A 19,543-nucleotide genomic window follows, 5' to 3' on the forward strand; every position below is an offset into this window, starting at 1 on the left:
CCCAATACTCAATCGGCCTGCTTACGCAGGAAGGCCGGAATATCCAGGTAATCGTCAGACTCTTTGCCGCTCGGCACGCTCTGATCGTTAACCACTTTAGCGGCGACCGGCTTGCTCTCCTGCGGCAACGGCGACAAACCGTGCTGCTGGTAGCGCTGATCGATCACCGGTTGCTGCCCCTGTTTGTTGGACACCAAGGTGATCTCCGGACGCTTGTCCATACCGATACCGGTCGCGACGACGGTAACACGCAGCTCGTCGTTCATATCCGGGTCGAGTGAAGTACCGATCACCACGGTGGCATTATCCGAAGCGAAGGCACGAATCGTATTACCCACCGTCTCGAACTCATCCAGACGCAGATCGAAGCCTGCGGTGATGTTGACCAACACGCCGCGCGCGCCAGACAGATCGATGTCTTCCAACAGCGGTGAAGAGATGGCCATCTCGGCCGCTTCTTCCGCACGATCTTCCCCGTTGGCCATGCCGGAGCCCATCATGGCGTAGCCCATCTCAGACATCACGGTACGCACGTCAGCAAAGTCGACGTTCATCAGACCCGGGCGAGTGATCAGCTCGGCGATACCCTGCACGGCGCCTTTCAACACGTCGTTAGCCGCACCGAACGCGTCCAACAGCGAGATACCGCGCCCCAACACCTTCAGCAGCTTATCGTTAGGGATGGTGATCAGCGAATCGACATGCTTAGACAGCTCGGCGATCCCCTGCTCGGCGAAGGCCATACGACGTTTGCCTTCGAAATTAAAGGGTTTAGTGACCACGGCGACGGTCAGGATACCCAACTCTTTCGCCACTTCCGCCACTACCGGTGCTGCACCGGTACCGGTACCGCCACCCATACCGGCCGCGATGAAGACCATATCGGCGCCATCCAGCGCCGAGCGCAGCGCTTCGCGATCCTCTTCCGCCGCGTTACGTCCGACTTCCGGATTGGCGCCGGCGCCCAGTCCTTTAGTAATACCGCTCCCGATCTGGATAGTCTGGCCAACGGCCGTCTTACGCAGAGCCTGCGCATCGGTATTCACCGCAAAAAATTCAACACCTTCGATGCGTTCACGCACCATGTGTTCAACGGCGTTGCCACCGCCACCGCCGACGCCGATGACTTTAATCACCGCGTCATTGGTTAATTCCATTGGTTCAAACATAGTTTCTCTCCGTCTTGTGCCTGTCGCTGCGGAATCATTAACGCGTAGAATGATCCCTTTTTTCAAACATTAAAACTCTTTTCTCAACCAGCCATTGATTTTCTTAAACCAATTGCCAACTGAGGCACGCTTTTCGACTTCGGCCTCACCGCTCAGGTGAGACTCTTTGCCGTAATGTAACAACCCAACCGCCGTAGAGTAGTACGGCGCCTGAGCGTAATCCGTCAGGCCGGTGATGTTCAATGGCTGTCCGATACGCACCTGGGTATGGAAGACACGCTGAGCACATTCGGCTAACCCTTCGATCTGTGCAGCACCGCCCGTCAGCACAATTCCCGCCGCTAAGTGGTGCTTCACGCCCTGTTGACGTAACTGCTCCTGCAACTGCAATAGCTCATCGTTTACCAGGTTTAGCAGCTCGGCATAACGCGGCTCGATCACCTCGGCTAGCGTCTGACGCTGTAAGCTCCGTGGCGGACGTCCTCCCACGCTCGGAACTTCGACGTTTTCATCTTTACTTACCAGCGAGCCGAGGGCGCAGCCATAACGCACCTTGATCGCCTCGGCATCCGTCGGGGGAGTACCGAAGGCATAGGCGATGTCACTGGTCACCACGTTACCCGCGTAAGGGATCACCTTGGTATGGCGTAGGGCACCACCGGTATAGACCGCCATATCCATGGTGCCACCACCGATATCGACCACGCAGACGCCGAGCTCACGCTCATCTTCGGTCAAGACCGCATAGCTGGAGGCCAGGCCGGCAAAAATCAACTGATCGACCTTTAACCCACAGCGCTCTACCGCCTTAACAATATTTTTCGCCATATCATTATGACAGGTAATCAGGTGGACCTTGGCCTGCATGCGCACACCGGACAGCCCCACCGGGTTTTTAATCCCTTCCTGATAATCAATGGCATATTCCTGAGGAATCACATGTAAAACGCGGTGTTCATCGCGAACACGTACCGATTTTGCGGTATGAACCACGTTTTCCACATCTTCCTGAGTCACCTCTTCCTCCGAGATCGGCACCATACCGATCTCGTTCTGGCAACTGATATGCTTACCGGAAAGCGCCAGATAGACCGACGAGATCTGGCAATCGGCCATCAGCTCGGCCTGATCGATGGTACGCTGTACGCATTTTACCACCGACTCCAAATCGTTAACGCCGCCCTTATCCATGCCGCGCGACGGGCAACTGCCCACGCCGATAATATTGACCATGCCATCGGGCAGAACCTCCCCTACCAGCGCAGCGACTTTTGCCGTACCGATCTCCAGCCCAACTACCAGTTTTCTGTCCGTCGACTTGATCATTGTTGTTTAGCCTGTGCCTGATTCTGTTGCTGATTCTGTTGCTGATTTGCAGCGGACGGCGGCGTATCGCTGTACGCCGGCGCCCAGCCTACCGCAGCGCCACTGTCATAACGCAGATCCACATAACTGATACGCTGATGCGTAGCCTCGGCCTGCTGCTGCAATGCCGGATAGAGCTCCTCGAAGCGGGCCAAGCGCCCGGTGACATCTTCGCGTCCCAACTCCAAGCGGATGTCGTCGGCCAACCCCAGTTGCCAGGAGTGACGGGCACTCATCGCCACCATCTTCAGCGTAAAGTTATCTTTCGCCAGCGTCTTGCTCATCGCGCGATAACCATCCAGGACATCCATTTCACTGCCCTCCGGTCCGTACAGTAACGGCAATGGCTGTTTGCCGGTTCTATCGGCCGGAACGCTGAACGACTTGCCATCGCTATCCACTAACCGCAAGTCATTCCAACGCGCCACAGGGACATACTCCACCACGTGGATCTTCAGCTCATTCGGCCATTGCTTACGCACGCTAGCCTGCTTGATCCACGGTAACCGCTCAATCTGCTGCTGGATCACGTCCACATTCTGGGTCATGAAGGTCCCCGGTGGGCCCAGAGCCAGAATGGCCTGGCGAATATCATCGTTACGCGTGAAGTGACGCTCTCCCGTCACCACGAGCTTGGACATCGGCATCCGACTGGCGTCTTTCATCCAGTTGACCACCATCCATCCCCCCGAGGCGATCGCCGCCAATACCAACAGCAGAAACACCATCCCAGCCAGACGCATCCCGTTGCTACGCCGCAGAGTATTGCGGCTACGGGGCGAGCCGCTCGGCTCACGCGAATTCAGGGCTGCCTGAGACATATCAATCCGCTAACTCCAAAATGCGTACCACCAACTGCGAGAAACTCATGCCAGCTTGGCGTGCGGCCATCGGCACCAGACTGTGACTGGTCATACCCGGCGCCGTGTTAACCTCCAGCAGACAGAAGCGGCCAGACTCATCCTGCATCACATCCACCCGGCCCCAACCGCTACACCCTAACGCCTGGTAGGCCCGCTTCACCAACGTCGCCAATGACTGCTCCTGCTCGGCACTCAAGCCGCTGGGGCAGAAGTATTCGGTCTTATCCGACAGGTACTTGGCCTCATAATCATAGAATTCCCCCGCCGCTTTGATACGGATCGACGGTAAAATTTCATCGCCGATAAACGCCACGGTATATTCCGGCCCCACCAGACACTTCTCGATCAGGATCTCGTCGTCGTGACGCAACGCCTCGACCAACGCCGGATCGAACTCGCACGGCTCGTTAACCTTACTCATCCCGACGCTGGAGCCTTCACGGCTGGGCTTGACGATCAACGGCAGCCCGAGATCGTTAATCTCACGCAGCGTATCCATGGTCAGCCCCTCATCGAACTGCTCGCGACTGATCGCCACATAGGGGGCGACCGGTAATCCCGCCGCCTGCCACACCTGTTTAGAGCGTAGCTTATCCATGGTTAATGCCGAGGCCATCACGCCGCTGCCGGTGTAGGGGAGTTGCAAAAACTCCAACACGCCTTGCAGGGTACCATCCTCACCGCCACGTCCGTGCAACGCGATAAAGACGCGCGTAAAACCGGCGTCACGCAATTGTGTTGCAGGGAAGGCCCGCGTATCAACCGGATAAGCATCGATCCCGGCCTGTTTCAGACCATTCACTACTGCCTGGCCCGATTCGAGCGAGACTTCGCGCTCCGCCGAGGTACCGCCCAGCAATACCGCTACTTTTTCCGCCATCATCGCTTACTCCGTTGTCGAGGACGGTTGCAGGCGGCGCTCCGCCAACACACGCGCCACGCGGCCAATATTGCCGGCGCCCTGGGTCAGGATCAGATCGCCGTCTTGTAGGAACTGAGCCAGTACCTGTGCCAGGGTTGCCGGCTCCGAAACCAGCACCGGATCCAACTTGCCACGCCCACGAATAGTCCGGCACAGCGAGCGGCTATCCGCCCCCGGAATAGGGCTCTCTCCCGCGGGGTAGACATCCAGCATCAGCAACACATCCACCTGCGACAGCACGTTAGCGAAGTCATCGTACAGATCGCGAGTACGGGTGAAGCGGTGCGGCTGGAAGACCATCACTAAGCGACGATCCGGCCAACCGGCACGCGCGGCCTTAATCGTCGCATCCACTTCGGTCGGATGGTGGCCATAATCATCCACCAACATCACCTGTCCCGGTTGGTTGTTCACATGCTGTAGACTAAACTCGCCCAGGAAATCGAAACGGCGTCCCGTTCCCTGGAAACCACTCAGCGCGCGCAGGATCGCCTCATCATCGATCCCCTCCTCCATCGCCACGGCGGCGGCGGCGGCGGCGTTCAGCGCATTATGGCGCCCCGGCGCATTCAGGGTCACCGCCAAGCGTGGACGATCCTGGCGGCAGAGGAAGAAGCCCCCCTGCGCCCCGCTCTGACGGTACTCTTCGATGCGCACATCCGCATCCTCGCTGAAACCATAGGTCGTCACGTGACGCCCGACGCGCGGCAACAGCTCACGGATCACCGGATCATCGATACACAACACCGCCCGACCATAGAAGGGCAGGTTGTGCAGAAAATTGATAAAGGTCTGTTTCAGGTTCTCGAAGTCGCCATGATAGGTATCCATATGGTCGGCTTCGATGTTGGTGACGATCGCCACCATCGGTTGCAGATGGAGGAAAGAGGCATCGCTCTCATCAGCCTCCGCGATCAGATAACGGCTAGAGCCGAGACGCGCGTGCGTCCCCGCCGCTTTCACCAATCCACCGTTGACGAAAGTCGGATCCAGCCCCGCCTCGGCATAGATGCTGGCGACCATCGCCGTTGTCGTCGTCTTACCATGCGTACCGGCGATAGCGATACCATGGCGGAAACGCATCAGCTCCGCCAGCATCTCGGCGCGACGGATCACCGGGATACGCGCCTCGCGGGCGGCGATAATTTCCGGATTATCGGCCGCGATAGCGGTGGAGACCACTACCACGCTGGCGTCGCGCACATTCTCAGGGCGATGATTAAAATAGATCTGCGCGCCCAACTCACTCAGTTGCTGCGTCACCGCGTTAGGGGCCAGATCGGAACCGCTGATTTGATACCCTTCGTTCGCCAGCACCTCTGCAATCCCACCCATACCGGCGCCGCCGATACCGACAAAGTGAATGTGGCGGACGCGGCCCATCTCGGGCACCATGGTACGCAGTTTGGCAAGCTGTTGAGTATTCACTGTCTTATTCACTGTAATCCGTTTTAACTTTAATCCGAGCCGGCTCACCGTCCCGGTTGCGATTAACTAACGCGCCACGTCACAGATCACCTGAGCGACACGTTGGGTCGCATCGGTGATGGCGGCTGCCCGGGCCTTCTCGGCCATCAGCAGCAAGGTGGGGCGATCCCAACCCGCTAACGTCTCCACCACCGTCTCGACGTTGAAATCGGGTTGCTCAATAATGCTAGCCGCACCGGCGCGCGCCAACGAGGCGGCATTCCAGTACTGCTGACGATCTTTATGCATAAAGGGGACGAACAATGCCGGCAAGCCTGCGGCAGCGATCTCGCTCACCGTCAGCGCACCGGAACGACATACCACGACGTCGGCCCAGGCATACGCGGCCGCCATATCATCGATAAACTCGCTGACCCGATGTTCATGCAGGCCTAAACGCTGATACTCCGCCTCGACCTCTTGTTGGGCTCCCTTGCCCGTCTGATGCCATAGGGTGACACGATCGCCCAGACGCGCCGCCACCGGAGGCAGGGTCTGATTCAGGATACGCGCCCCCTGGCTACCGCCGACCACCAACACGCGGATCGGCCCACTACGTCCAGCCAGGCGCTGAGCAGGGGCGGGCAAGGCCAACACCGCCTCACGCACCGGATTCCCCACCACCGGCGCATCGGGGAAGGCGCCGGGAAATGCCTGCAACACACGCTTAGCGATCTTTGCTAGCCAGCGGTTGGTCAAACCAGCAATGCCATTCTGTTCATGCAGCACCACAGGGATGCCACACAACCAGGCGGCTAATCCCCCCGGCCCGGAAACGTAGCCCCCCATCCCTAAGACCGCATCGGGGCGATACGCCCGCATGATACGGCGCGCCTGCAATACCGCGCGCAGGATACGAAACGGCGCACCGAGCAGGGCCTTAATCCCCTTGCCCCGCAGGCCGGAGATACGAATAAAATCGATCTCGATGCCGTGCTGCGGAACTAACTGTGCCTCCATGCGATCTGCGGTACCTAACCAGCGGATCTGCCATCCTTGAGCCTGCAAATAGTGCGCCACGGCCAAACCGGGAAAGACATGCCCCCCGGTTCCTCCCGCCATGACCATCAGGCGTTTTGCTCCTTGATGATTCGCCGCACCGCTCATCGTGACCCCTTAACGACCGCCTGGGCATTCGCCAGACGGGTCTCATAATCAATACGTAACAAAAATACCAGCGCCGTCGACATGATTATCAGGCTGGAACCGCCATAGCTGATCAGCGGCAACGTCAACCCTTTGGTCGGCAACATTCCCGCCGCCGCCCCAACGTTAACCAGCGCCTGAAAGCTGAACCAGATCCCGATGGCGCACGCCAAAAAACCGGAGAAACGCTGGTCGGCCTCTAACGCACGGCGTCCGATAGACATCGCACGAAAAGCGACGAAGAATACCATTAACAGGGTAAGAACCACACCGAAATAGCCAAGCTCTTCACCGAGAATGGAGAAAATAAAGTCGGTGTGCGCCTCAGGCAAATACTCCAATTTCTGCACCGAGTTACCCAGTCCCTGCCCCCAAAACTCACCACGGCCAAAGGCCATCAATGACTGAGTCAGCTGGTAACCACTGCCGAAGGGATCGGCCCAGGGATTCCAGAACGAGGTGACACGCCGCATACGGTAAGGCTCGGCGATAATCAGCAGGATCACCGCAAAGATCCCCGATCCGATGATCGCCAAGAATTGCCACAGCTTAGCACCGGCGAGGAATAGCAACCCCAGCGTGGTGACGAACAGAACCACCACCGTGCCGAGATCCGGCTGCGCCAGCAGTAGCACCGCCAACACCACCATGACGCCCATCGGCTTACAGAAGCCCCAAAAATTGTTGCGGACCTCCTCGACCTTACGCACCAAATAACTGGCGAGGTAACAGAACAGCGATAGCTTGGAGAACTCCGCCGGCTGAATACGTAACGGCCCCAACGCAATCCAACGCGAGGCACCGTTAACCGAGCTACCAACGACCAAGACCACTAGCAACATCACCAGCGATAACAGCAACATGGCATTGCTCCAACGCTGCCAAAATGCCATCGGCACCCGCAGCGTCACCATGGCAAGACCAAAGGCCAAGGTCAGGTAAATCGCATCACGCTTGGCGAACAGAAACGGATCGTCGGCCAAACGTTGGCCGATAGGCATCGAGGCCGAGGTCACCATGATGAAGCCCATCGCCGCTAAGCCAAAGGTTAGCCAGAGTAACGTGCGATCGTACAACACCGCTCCGGTGTTATCCGATTCTCTAACGCCCATCACCCAGTCATGCAGGCGTGCTATCCCGCCGAGCAACGGCAGAGAAAGACGCGGCAGGCGCGGACGAGGTAGCGCGAGACGCAGACGCATCAGCCAAACTCCCGTGCCAGACGGGCGAACTCATCGCCGCGCTGCTCAAAGTTTTTAAACTGATCCAGGCTGGCACAAGCCGGTGACAACAACACCATATCGCCAGAGCGCAACTGTGGCGTGATGGCGCGCATCGCCTGCTCCATGGTTGTGAAACGCAAAGAGACCTCGGGGCGTAGCTGCATCAACGGGTCGGCATCGCGACCAAAACAGTACAGGCGAATACGCTCCCCTTGTAAATAGGGTAACAATGGCGTGAAATCTGCCGCCTTACCATCGCCCCCCAGCAAGAGATGCAGCGTACCATTCAGGTGCAACCCCTTCAGCGCCGCCTCGGTACTCCCGACATTGGTCGCCTTAGAGTCGTTGATCCAACGCACCCCGTTATGATCAAGCACCAGTTGGAAACGGTGCGCCAACCCACGGAAGGTGGTCAGCGCCCTCAGACTTGAAGCGCGAGGCAGACCGACGGCATCCGCCAACGCCAACGCCGCCAGAGCATTGGTATAGTTATGCATCCCCGTGAGCTGCATCTCGCTGGTATTGAGGATCTTCTCCCCACGCACCCGCAGCCAGATTTCACCCTGTTGACGATTGAGATGGTAGTCGCCCACATCGACACCGAAGCTGACACAACGCGCATCGGCGCCATGAATCGGCATGGTCAACGCATCATCGGCATTGACCACACAAGCGCGGGCCTGCTCATAGATCCGCAGCTTGGCGGCACGGTATTGCTGCAACCCCAAGGGGTAGCGATTCATATGATCTTCGCTGACATTCAGGATCGTGGCCGCCGCGGCCTTCAGGCTATGGGTCGTCTCCAACTGGAAACTGGACAGTTCCAGGACATAGAGGCGGCACTCTTGTTTCAGCAGGGTCAACGCCGGAACGCCGATATTGCCACCGACGCCGACCGGCCAACCGGCGGCGTGCGCCATCTCGCCGACCAGCGTCGTGACAGTACTTTTACCGTTGGAACCGGTGATGGCGACGATCGGTGCCTGCGCCTCACGGCAAAACAGCTCGATATCACCGACGATCTCGATGCCGGCTTGCGCCGCCTGATCCAACGCCGGCGACGAGAGGGCGATCCCGGGACTGGCGACGATCAGATCGGCCTCCATCAACCAGGACTGCTCGATGCCGCCCAGATGACGCTCGACGCTCGCAGGCAGCTTGTCCAGCCCCGGCGGCGTCGGACGGGTATCGATCACTCGCGGCACGACGCCGCGCTCGATGAAGAAATCGACGCAAGACAGGCCGGTCAACCCCAGCCCGATGATAACGACCTTCTTCCCCTGATAGTCAGCCATATTAACGTACCTTCAAGGTTGCCAGTCCAATCAGCACTAGCATCAGCGAAATGATCCAGAAGCGCACGATCACACGTGGCTCCGGCCAGCCTTTCAGTTCATAGTGGTGATGGATCGGGGCCATCCGAAAAATACGTTGGCCACGCAGTTTGAAACTGCCCACCTGCAGGATCACCGACAGGGTCTCCATCACAAACACCCCCCCCATGATCACCAACAGGAACTCCTGGCGCAGCAACACGGCGATGGTGCCCAATGCACCGCCCAACGCCAACGAACCGACGTCGCCCATAAACACCTGGGCCGGATAGGTATTGAACCAGAGGAACCCTAACCCGGCGCCGACGATGGCGGTACAGACAATCACCAGTTCACCGGCGTAACGGATATAAGGGATGTGAAGGTAGGCAGCGAAATTAACGTTACCCGTAGCCCAGGCAACCAACCCCATACCGGCGGCGACGAAGACTGTCGGCATAATCGCCAGACCATCCAGGCCATCAGTCAGGTTAACGGCGTTGCTGGTGCCGACGATGACGAAGTAGCTCAGCAGAATATACAACAGCCCCAACTGCGGCATGATGTCCTTGAAAAAGGGCACCACCAACTGGGTGGCTGGCGTATCTTTACCGATGCTGTACATGGTGAAGGCGACGACCAGAGCAATCACCGACTGCCAGAAATACTTCCAGCGCGCGATCAGCCCATCGGTATTCTTGCGCACCACCTTGCGATAGTCATCGACAAAGCCAACCACCCCATAGCCGATAAGGACGAACAACACACACCAGACATAGGGGTTAGAGGGATAGGCCCACATCAACACCGAAATAGTAATCGAGGTCAGGATCATCAGGCCCCCCATGGTCGGGGTGCCACGCTTGCTAAAATGTGATTCTGGCCCATCGTTACGGACGACCTGCCCGATCTGCAGTTTTTGTAACCAGGCGATCAGATGCGGTCCCATCCACAACGAAATAAACAACGCGGTCAGCAAGCTGACGATGGCACGAAACGTCAAATAGGAAAAGACGTTGAAGCCCGAGAAATATTTGACCAAGTGCTCGGCCAGCCAGACTAACATGATTGATTCTCCTGCATTTCCTGCACAGATACGCCTCGTACTACCTGCTCCATTGCGGCACTACGTGAGCCTTTAACTAAAATGGTGATCGCCGCATGTTCGCATAACAGGTGTTTCAGGCGCTCAATCACTGCCCCCTTATCCATGTAATGTTCGCCACAACCACTGGCCTCGCCGATCAGTCGGCTTAATCCGCCGACGCTCAGCACCTTATCGATCCCTGCCGCGCGGGCCGCCTCACCGACACGGCGGTGGCAGGCTTCGGCCTCTACGCCCAACTCGGCCATATCGCCGACGACCATCACCCGGTAGCCAGGCATGGCGCCCAAGACCTCGGCGGCAGCACTCATTGAGCCGACGTTGGCGTTATAGCTGTCGTCTAACAGCAATTGCTTCTCGCCCAAGCGGATCGGATACAATCGCCCCGGCACCGCGTGTAGCCCAGCCAAGCCTTGGCGCACCTGCGTCAGCGAGGCACCGACCGACATGGTCAGTGCCGCCGCCGCCAACGCATTGGCGATGTTATGCCGCCCCGGCAACGGTAGCGTAACGGCGATCTCGCCGGTGGGGGTATGCAGAACAAAATGCGTTCCATCCACCTCGCTACGCACCTCGCTGGCATAGAAGTCGACACCGCTCCCCGCCTGCGGCGAGAACCGCCATACACGCTGCGTGGGCAAGGCCTGTTGCCAGTTGTCCCAATCGTTGCTGTCGGCATTGATGATCGCCGTTCCCTGCGCGGGCAATCCCGAGAAGATCTCCCCTTTCGCGCGCGCGACGCCGGCCAATGAACCGAACCCCTCCAGATGGGCGGCAGCCAAGTTATTAACCAACGCGCTATGTGGACGAGTCAGCGCCACACTGTAGGCGATCTCACCGACATGGTTAGCCCCCAGCTCGATCACCGCGAAGTCGTGCTGCGGTTCGAGGCGCAGGAGCGTCAATGGCACGCCGATATCATTGTTTAGATTGCCGGCGGTATACAGCACATTGCCACACTGCGCCAAGATCGCCGCACTCATCTCCTTGACGGAGGTCTTGCCCGACGAGCCAGTCAATGCCACGACGCGCGCCGGCACTTGGCTACGCACCCAGGCGGCTAATTGCCCCAGCGCCAGACGCGTATCCGCCACCAGCAGTTGCGGCACGGCAAGCGGCAAGCGACGGCTTACCAGCAGCGCGGCAGCCCCCGCCTCACAGGCGCGAGCCGCAAAGTCATGGCCGTCGAAGCTCTCCCCCTGCAAGGCGATAAACAGGCAGCCTGGGGTCAACTTGCGCGTATCCGTCGTCACCGCCGCGAGCGGAGCATCATCCCCATATAACGTCGCGCCGATGGCATCGGCGAGGGTGCGTAATGTCGTCGCAATCATGCTACCACCCCCAACAGGCGCGCTACCGTCACCCGATCGGAGTAATCCAGACGGCGGTTGCCGACCAGTTGGTAATCCTCATGCCCTTTACCGGCCACCAGGATGACATCCTGCGGCGCGGCCTGCATGATGGCGGCGGTTACCGCCTCGGCACGCCCCGGGATAGCCTGCACCATCCCCGGATCCAGCATACCGCTCAGAATATCGTTGATGATGGTGCGTGGCTCTTCGCTACGCGGGTTATCATCCGTCACCACGACACGATCGGCATACTGTTCGGCGATGGCGCCCATCAGCGGGCGTTTCCCCGTATCGCGATCGCCACCGCAACCAAACAGGCACCACAACTGCCCCTGGCAGTGCAGGCGTGCGGCCAGCAATGCCTTCTCCAAGGCGTCCGGGGTATGCGCATAATCGACCACCACCGTCGGTTTGCCTGCGGCCTGGAACACCTCCATGCGCCCGCAGACCGGTTGTAGCTGACCGGATACGGCACTGAGCGCCTCAAGCGGGTAGCCGAGCGCCAACAGCGTCGCCAACGCCACCAGCAGGTTGCTAACGTTGAACTCCCCCATCAGGCGGCTGTGTAAGGTCGCACATCCCCAACTGGAGTCAATATCGATAGTGGCACCGCCGTCGTGGTAGTCCACGCGGCGCGCGGCCAGCCAGCGGCCCGGCCACGCTTGCGGCAACGCATCGGCCAGGGTAACCGCTACCGCATCGGGTAACTTCGCCAACCAACGCTGACCCACCTCATCATCGGCATTGATGATCTTCTCGCCGCTGTGATGCGTCGAAAACAGACGCCATTTCGCCTGTTCGTACTGCGCCATATCGCCGTGGTAATCCAGATGATCGCGGCTCAGGTTCGTAAACACCGAGGCGACGAATGGCAACGCCAATACTCGATTCTGTACCAAGCCGTGGGAGGAGACCTCCATCGCGACCAGCGTCGCCCCCTCATCGGCCAGGTTACGCAGCATATGTTGTACGTCGACCGCAGAGCCGGTGGTATTTTCGCTGGGGTAAACCTGCCCCAAAAGACCGTTACCAACCGTTCCCATCACCGCGCCGCGCTCACCCAACAACTGCGCCCACTGCGCCAGGAGTTGAGTGGTGGTGGTTTTGCCGTTGGTCCCCGTGACGCCGATCAACTGCACGTCATCGCCCGGTTGTCCATAGAAACGCCCTGCCAACGCCGACAGACGCTCATTGAGGCGGCTAAGATAGACCACGGGAACACCGTGCTGCTCACGCACGCAGCCATCCTCGGCGACCCCATCGGCCTCAGCAATGATGGCGGCGACGCCCTGTGCAATGGCTTGCGGGATGAAGCGGCGCCCGTCTGCCGAATGGCCGACCACGGCCACAAACAGATCGCCGGCGGCCGCCACGCGGCTGTCCAATGTCATCTCCCGCAAAGCGCGCTCCGGGGCCTGTTGCACCCAAGGAGCCAAAAGCGCGCGTAAATTACGATCTGCCACCTGAACCCTCTTTTTTATTGTTCACCAATTCGCTCTTATCACCCGTGGGCAACGCATCCGGCTCAACGTTCATGGTGCGCAGTACCCCGCCCATGATGGCGCCAAAGACCGGCGCAGATACCGCACCACCGTAATATTTCCCTGCCTGTGGATCGTTGATCACCACAACCAGGGCAAATTGGGGATTGCTGGCGGGCGCAATGCCTGCCGTATAGGCGATGTATTTATTCACATAGCGCCCGTCGGGCCCAACCTTCTTGGCCGTACCGGTCTTTACGGCGACCCGGTAACCTTTCACTGCCGCCTTGACGCCGCCCCCTCCGGGCAACGCAACGCTTTCCATCATATGTATCACGCTACGTACCAGCGCGGCGGGGAACACCCGCTCACCGGGTACCGGCGGATCCACCTTGGTGATCGACAACGGGCGATAAATGCCCTGGCTGCCGATGGTTGCATAGACACGCGCCAACTGTAACGGGGTTACCATCAGCCCATATCCGAAAGAAAAGGTGGCCCTCTCTATGTCAGACCACCGTTGTTTATTTGGGTATATGCCACTGCTTTCCCCGACCAACCCCAAATTGGTCGGTTTTCCGAACCCGAAGCTGGAGTAAGTCTCCACCAGCGCCGAGGACGGCATCGCTAACGCCAGCTTAGAAACACCGACGTTACTCGACTTCTGTAAAATCCCGGTAATGGATAGCTCTGCATAACGCGCCACATCTTTAATTTCATGGCCGTTAACATAGTACGGTAGCGTATTGAGCACGCTATTCTCACGCACGATGCCGCGTTGCAGGGCGGTCATCACCACCATCGGTTTAACCGTTGAGCCGGGCTCGAAGATATCGGTGATGGCACGGTTACGCATCGCCTCTTGCGGGGTATCGGTCAAGTTATTGGGGTTATAGGAAGGGCTGTTCGCCATCGCCAACACCTCACCGGTGTTAACGTCCACTAACACCGCCGTCCCCGACTCTGCCTTGTTAAACGCCACCGCATTGGTTAGCTCGCGGTATACCAAGGCCTGTAGACGCTCATCGATACTCAGCGACAGGTTATGAGCCGCTAGGCTATCTACCGAGGAGATATCCTCGATCACGCGACCGAAACGATCCTTACGTACCGTACGCTCGCCGGGTTGCCCCGTCAGCCAGCGATCGAAGCTCTTCTCCACACCTTCGATCCCCTGACCGTCGATATTGGTCACACCGATGATGTGAGCAGTCACTTGCCCTGCCGGATAATAGCGGCGTGACTCCTGCTTCAAGTAGATCCCTGGCAGGCGTAGCTTATGGATATACTCCCCCATCGCCGGGTTGACCTGACGCGCCAAATAGACGAAGCGCCCGCGTGGATTCGCATTGATGCGGGCCGACATCTTGTCTAACGGCATCTCCAGCGCATCGGCCAGCGCCTGCCAGCGGGTATCCAGCGTGATCCCACCGTGCGCGTTGACTTCCTTAGGATCGGCCCAAATCGCATTAACCGGTACACTGACCGCCAACGGACGTCCGGCACGATCCTTGATCATGCCGCGGGCCGTCGGGATCGCTTGGGTACGCAAAGAGCGCGCGTCGCCCTCACGCACCAGATGCTCAGGGCTAATGACCTGTAGGTAGGCCGCCCGAGCCAGCAGACCCAGCAATGCCAAGAGGATACAGCCGCACAACAACGCAAAACGCCAGCTCACAAAGCTGGCCTGTTCCTCCTGACGCCGTATCTTTCGCACCGCTTTCATCTATTCCTTAATCACCTGATCGCCATAATCCAGCTAATTCACTGTTGAACAACAATATTTTCCTGAGCAGGATCGACATGTTGCATATGCAGTTTTTCCGTGGCGATGCGCTCGACTCGACTATGGTCGCCCAGCGCATTCTCCTCCAAGATCAGGTTACGCCATTCGATATCTAGCGCATCCCGCTCCAACACCAGCTGCTCACGCTCGGCGGTCAGCAGGCGTGTCTTATGGGTGGTCGTCACCACCAACAGCGCCGACACCAATACCGCAACAAACAGCAGTACCGGTAGCTTACCGTGACGCAGTAAGTCGCCCCCGATGATCGAGATCAGCGAATGGCGCTCATTGCCGATCATCGAGCGATCCTTTCCGCCACGCGTAACACCGAGCTACGCGCGCGCGGGTTGTTGGCGACTTCTTGTTCGCCCGGCATGCGTTTCCCCAGCGCCTTCAGCTGCGGCCCGCCTTGCGCCTGTAGCTGCGCCTCGGTTAACGGCAATCCCTTCGGCACCTGAGGCCCACGGCTATATTGACGAATAAAGCGTTTTACCAGACGATCCTCCAACGAATGGAAGCTGATCACCGACAGGCGTCCCGCAGGCGCTAAAACCGCCAGCGCACCTTCTAGCGCACGCTCGATCTCATCCAGTTCACTGTTGATATAGATACGGATCGCCTGAAAGCTGCGCGTCGCCGGATGCTTATGTTTCTCTTTAAACGGACTGGCCTCGCTGATCAACGCCGCCAGTTCACGCGTACGTGTCAACGGTGCCTCCGTCCGGTTACGCTCGACGATGGCGCGAGCGATGCGCTTAGCGAAACGCTCTTCGCCGAAGGTCTTCAGTACCCAGGCGATATCCTCTTCCTCCGCCTGCATCAGCCAATCGGCCGCCGAGAGCCCCCGAGATGGATCCATGCGCATATCCAACGGCCCATCACGCATAAAGGAGAAGCCCCGCTCCGGATCGTCGAGCTGCGGTGAGGAGACACCCAGATCGAGCAGGATGCCATCGATGCGCCCCACCAAGCCGAGCTCCTCGACATACTCCGCCAATGCCGAAAAGGGACCGTGGACAATGGAGAAACGCGCATCATTAATCTGAGCGGCGGCGGCGATGGCCTGCGGATCGCGATCAATGGCGATGAGTCGCCCCTCCGCCCCCAACTGGGAGAGAATGAGACGCGAATGACCACCACGACCAAAGGTGCCATCGATGTAGATACCGTCACTGCGCAGATTAAGGCCTGCTACCGCCTCATCAAGCAACACGGTCTTGTGTTGAAAATTTTCCGACATGACTATAACGACAAATCCTGTAAGCGCTCGGAGAGTATCTCCGTTGCGGACTGTTCCGCTTCAATATCGTCCCTGACTTGTTGATACCAGGTCTCTTCATCCCACAGCTCAAACTTGTTGAACTGGCCCACCAGCATCACTTGTTTCTGCAGCCCGGCATGTTGCCGCAGCGTACCGGCGATCAACAGTCGCCCGGCACCATCCATCTGGCATTCACTGGCATGACCCAGCAATAGACGCTGCACGCGACGTTCAGCAGGGTTCATACTCGACAGACGGGATAATTTTTGTTCAATCACTTCCCACTGTGGCAAGGGGTAAAGTAGAAGGCAGGGGTGATGGAGATCGATGGTACAAACCATATGACCTTGCGCCTCTTCGATCAGCAGGTCTCGGTAGCGGGTTGGTACCGCTAGACGTCCCTTGCTGTCGAGATTGATGGTTGTTGCACCACGAAACATGCTGGAGTAACTCCTCGCCGCCCCATATCACCACTTTATCCCACAAATTCCCACGTTAAGAAGTTTACGGAGGGGAGGAAAACCTTGTCAAGCCAGAGCGGACGCGGTTTGGCAATATTTTTGTCAACGCTTCTTTTAAACAAAATAGGCAAGAAAAATCTGAGCGCAGAGTGTACAAATTAACATCATGATAAATGGTAGGAATTTCAAATCAATCCACGGTAATAACTGTAAAATGACCCACCTAACGCATCCTAAACTTTACTCATTTTTTGCAATACAGCTCTCGTTTTAACCAATCTGAACACAAATCACCCAAACCAAGAGAGGTGTGCTAACGAGAACGTTCTGAATAATACGAGCAAACATCGAAATTAAAAATATCTTTTAATTTCATGATATTATATTACATTCATCACTGTCCTTTTATTTTATCGTATTTTTTCTTACTTTACTCTCAATAATAATGGCTTTCTTCTATTAAATATTTTTCCAGATTTTTCAGCCCCTCCCTCCCATCAAAACTAATACGTTAAAATAATTAATCATCTTTCTCTCTCATCCCCCTCTCGACGTGACAAGGCCCCTATACGGTGCAAGCCAAACCATTGAACGATATTTTTTTGCTTTTATTTTGAGCAATAACCTGATTTTTTAAGACTATTCCTTTAATCTCGAAAAAAATAACCACGACCGCGACACAACGCATCAACAAGCAACAGTTCAAACCAACAACAAGATACTTTGCAATATAAATATCCACAAATACACTTTGATACAACATATTTAATCGACAAAAATGATTCAATTAGCTTTTTAAACCATAGAATTATCTGATGTCGTATCGGCTATCCCCTTGACTCCACAGCGAGGCCATCGTTATCGCACGACGGGCATCGGACTATCCCCCTACTTCACGCGTAAAAAAACCGGCAACAGCCGGTTTTTATTCTACTTTATTGTCGGTTTAGCCGACCTCGCCGTAACAGAATTCGCCGCATCCGGCTCAAGCCCGGCTTCGGTTTTCTCGGCTCATCCAGGCTCGCCAGCACCAGCTCCAGCACCCGTTCGGCGATGTCGCGGTGACGTTGCCCAACAGACAGTACCGGGCAATCCAGGAAGTCCAGCAATTCATTATCACCAAAGGTCGCGATGGCTAAGTCGCTCGGTAAATGCCCTTGCTTCTTCAGCGTCACATCCAGCACCCCCTGCAGTAGAGGGAAAGAGGTGGTAAACAACGCTTGCGGCATCGCGTGATGTTGCAACCATTGGCTAAATGCCGTTGCCGCGGCATCACGCTCATAGCTGTTAGTATACAGATAATTGACCTGACGCTCATCGCCCTGCCAAGCCTTACGGAACCCCTGCTCACGCAAGAAGCTAACAGAAAGCTCCGGGAGTGCGCCAAGATACAGCACCGACTGCGCGGGGAAGCGGCGCAGTTCGGCCGCCAGCATCTCCGCATCATCCATATCGGCACCGACGACACTGATGAAATGCTCCGGATCGAGGGCGCGATCGAGGGCGATGATCGGCAACGGATCGTTGGCCCAGCGCTGATAGAAGGGATGCTCCGGCGGTAACGCCGTCGAAACGATGATCGCATCGACCTGCCGCTGCAACAGGTGCTCAATACAACGCATTTCGTTATCTGGCTGATCCTCTGAACAGGCGATCAGCAGTTGGTAACCACGCTGACGCGCCTGGCGCTCCAAATAATTCGCGATACGGGTATAGCTGGTATTCTCCAGATCCGGGATCACCAATCCGATAGAACGCGTTCGCCCGGCACGTAACCCGGCAGCCACCGCATTCGGATGGTAATTATGTTCACGGACCACCGCCATGACCTTCTCTACCGTCTTATCGCTCACGCGATACTGTTTGGCCTTACCATTAATCACATAGCTGGCGGTAGTGCGCGAGACCCCGGCAAGACGCGCAATTTCATCCAGTTTCACATTCTCCCCCTTACAAGCAATCCCCTCGCGGTGACCGCGCATGCCTTGGCTTATTCGCTTAATATCTAACGATCTAAGCGCATAAATGCTCACGGAGCAACCCATTTAGCTGAAAGGCGTCAGCAAAAATGGAAAAATAAGAGGCCCGACACAAAGCCGGGCCATGAAACGTGCAGTGACGACAGAGTAACCATCTGTCAACGCATGATTTTTTCACCGCGCGCCACGCCAACCACCCCAGAGCGGGCCACTTCAACAATTTCAGCAACCTCCCGCACTGCAGCCAGAAAGGCATCCAGCTTGTCGCTGGTACCCGCCAACTGCACCGTATACAGCGAGGCCGTCACATCGACGATCTGGCCACGGAAGATATCAGTACTACGCTTGATCTCCTCACGTCCATAGCCGCTGGCACGCAATTTCACCAGCATGATCTCACGCTCTACATGGGCGTCGGGCACCAACTCGCTCACACGCAATACATCGACCAGCTTGTGCAACTGCTTCTCGATCTGCTCCAAGACTTGCGCATCGCCCTTAGTCTGGATGGTCATACGCGATAGGGTCGCATCGTCCGTCGGCGCCACCGTCAGGCTCTCAATGTTGTAGCCACGCTGGGAAAACAGTCCGACCACTCGCGACAAGGCGCCGGATTCATTCTCCAGTAATACCGATAAAATCCGCCGCAT

General features: G+C 57.3%; 17 protein-coding genes. All 17 read right to left on the reverse strand.

What is annotated here, in order from left to right; genetic code table 11:
* Positions 1 to 8 precede the first annotated feature (8 nt).
* The 17 genes from ftsZ to ilvN all read right to left on the reverse strand — a co-directional run bounded on the left by ftsZ (position 9) and on the right by ilvN (position 19,543).
* Positions 9 to 1,169 carry a cell division protein FtsZ gene (ftsZ, locus tag DCL27_RS13365; protein WP_005282657.1) on the reverse strand — a complete coding sequence of 387 codons (1,161 nt, stop codon included), beginning with the start codon at positions 1,167 to 1,169 and terminating at the stop codon, positions 9 to 11.
* Positions 1,170 to 1,238: 69 nt separating this feature from the next.
* Positions 1,239 to 2,495 carry a cell division protein FtsA gene (ftsA, locus tag DCL27_RS13370; RefSeq protein WP_035598299.1) on the reverse strand — a complete coding sequence of 419 codons (1,257 nt, stop codon included), beginning with the start codon at positions 2,493 to 2,495 and terminating at the stop codon, positions 1,239 to 1,241.
* Positions 2,492 to 3,355 carry a cell division protein FtsQ gene (ftsQ, locus tag DCL27_RS13375; protein ID WP_035598297.1) on the reverse strand — a complete coding sequence of 288 codons (864 nt, stop codon included), beginning with the start codon at positions 3,353 to 3,355 and terminating at the stop codon, positions 2,492 to 2,494. The genes ftsA and ftsQ overlap by 4 nt, the downstream gene beginning before the upstream one ends.
* A 1-nt stretch (position 3,356) precedes the next feature.
* The gene (locus DCL27_RS13380; RefSeq protein WP_035594780.1) at positions 3,357 to 4,277 is read right to left on the reverse strand and encodes a D-alanine--D-alanine ligase; all 921 of its coding nucleotides are present in this window, start codon (positions 4,275 to 4,277) and stop codon (positions 3,357 to 3,359) included.
* Positions 4,278 to 4,283: 6 nt separating this feature from the next.
* Positions 4,284 to 5,747 (reverse strand): UDP-N-acetylmuramate--L-alanine ligase, encoded by a 1,464-nt coding sequence (gene murC, locus DCL27_RS13385; protein ID WP_035594318.1) that lies wholly within the window; start codon positions 5,745 to 5,747, stop codon positions 4,284 to 4,286.
* Positions 5,748 to 5,813: 66 nt separating this feature from the next.
* The gene (gene murG, locus DCL27_RS13390; protein WP_005282646.1) at positions 5,814 to 6,893 is read right to left on the reverse strand and encodes an undecaprenyldiphospho-muramoylpentapeptide beta-N-acetylglucosaminyltransferase; all 1,080 of its coding nucleotides are present in this window, start codon (positions 6,891 to 6,893) and stop codon (positions 5,814 to 5,816) included.
* Positions 6,890 to 8,044, reverse strand: coding sequence for a cell division protein FtsW (gene ftsW, locus DCL27_RS13395; RefSeq protein ID WP_230456011.1), 1,155 nt, complete (start codon positions 8,042 to 8,044; stop codon positions 6,890 to 6,892). Before ftsW ends, murG begins: the two co-directional genes overlap by 4 nt.
* A gap of 89 nt (positions 8,045 to 8,133) precedes the next feature.
* A complete protein-coding gene (gene murD, locus DCL27_RS13400) occupies positions 8,134 to 9,450 on the reverse strand; it encodes a UDP-N-acetylmuramoyl-L-alanine--D-glutamate ligase (RefSeq protein WP_005282623.1) in 1,317 nt (438 codons plus the stop codon).
* A 1-nt stretch (position 9,451) separates the two neighbouring features.
* Positions 9,452 to 10,534, reverse strand: a complete 1,083-nt coding sequence (gene mraY, locus DCL27_RS13405) for a phospho-N-acetylmuramoyl-pentapeptide-transferase (RefSeq protein WP_005282621.1) — start codon at positions 10,532 to 10,534, stop codon at positions 9,452 to 9,454.
* Positions 10,528 to 11,904, reverse strand: a complete 1,377-nt coding sequence (gene murF, locus DCL27_RS13410) for a UDP-N-acetylmuramoyl-tripeptide--D-alanyl-D-alanine ligase (RefSeq protein WP_109691486.1) — start codon at positions 11,902 to 11,904, stop codon at positions 10,528 to 10,530. The genes mraY and murF overlap by 7 nt, the downstream gene beginning before the upstream one ends.
* Positions 11,901 to 13,388 carry a UDP-N-acetylmuramoyl-L-alanyl-D-glutamate--2,6-diaminopimelate ligase gene (gene murE / locus DCL27_RS13415; protein WP_005282617.1) on the reverse strand — a complete coding sequence of 496 codons (1,488 nt, stop codon included), beginning with the start codon at positions 13,386 to 13,388 and terminating at the stop codon, positions 11,901 to 11,903. Before murE ends, murF begins: the two co-directional genes overlap by 4 nt.
* Entirely contained in the window at positions 13,375 to 15,132 is a 1,758-nt protein-coding gene (locus tag DCL27_RS13420) for a peptidoglycan glycosyltransferase FtsI (RefSeq protein WP_005282615.1), read from the reverse strand. The genes murE and DCL27_RS13420 overlap by 14 nt, the downstream gene beginning before the upstream one ends.
* A gap of 38 nt (positions 15,133 to 15,170) precedes the next feature.
* On the reverse strand, positions 15,171 to 15,491 hold the full coding sequence (ftsL, locus tag DCL27_RS13425) for a cell division protein FtsL (RefSeq protein WP_005282614.1): 321 nt from the start codon (positions 15,489 to 15,491) through the stop codon (positions 15,171 to 15,173).
* On the reverse strand, positions 15,488 to 16,432 hold the full coding sequence (gene rsmH / locus DCL27_RS13430) for a 16S rRNA (cytosine(1402)-N(4))-methyltransferase RsmH (RefSeq protein ID WP_005282611.1): 945 nt from the start codon (positions 16,430 to 16,432) through the stop codon (positions 15,488 to 15,490). The genes ftsL and rsmH overlap by 4 nt, the downstream gene beginning before the upstream one ends.
* Positions 16,433 to 16,434: 2 nt before the next feature.
* Positions 16,435 to 16,893 carry a division/cell wall cluster transcriptional repressor MraZ gene (gene mraZ / locus DCL27_RS13435; protein ID WP_005282610.1) on the reverse strand — a complete coding sequence of 153 codons (459 nt, stop codon included), beginning with the start codon at positions 16,891 to 16,893 and terminating at the stop codon, positions 16,435 to 16,437.
* Positions 16,894 to 17,849: 956 nt separating this feature from the next.
* On the reverse strand, positions 17,850 to 18,854 hold the full coding sequence (gene cra, locus DCL27_RS13440; protein WP_035594775.1) for a catabolite repressor/activator: 1,005 nt from the start codon (positions 18,852 to 18,854) through the stop codon (positions 17,850 to 17,852).
* A gap of 197 nt (positions 18,855 to 19,051) precedes the next feature.
* Positions 19,052 to 19,543: an acetolactate synthase small subunit gene (gene ilvN, locus DCL27_RS13445; protein ID WP_005294846.1), complete on the reverse strand. Its 492-nt coding sequence runs from the start codon at positions 19,541 to 19,543 to the stop codon at positions 19,052 to 19,054.

The organism is Edwardsiella tarda ATCC 15947 = NBRC 105688 (assembly GCF_003113495.2).
In the GTDB taxonomy this organism is placed as follows: domain Bacteria; phylum Pseudomonadota; class Gammaproteobacteria; order Enterobacterales; family Enterobacteriaceae; genus Edwardsiella; species Edwardsiella tarda.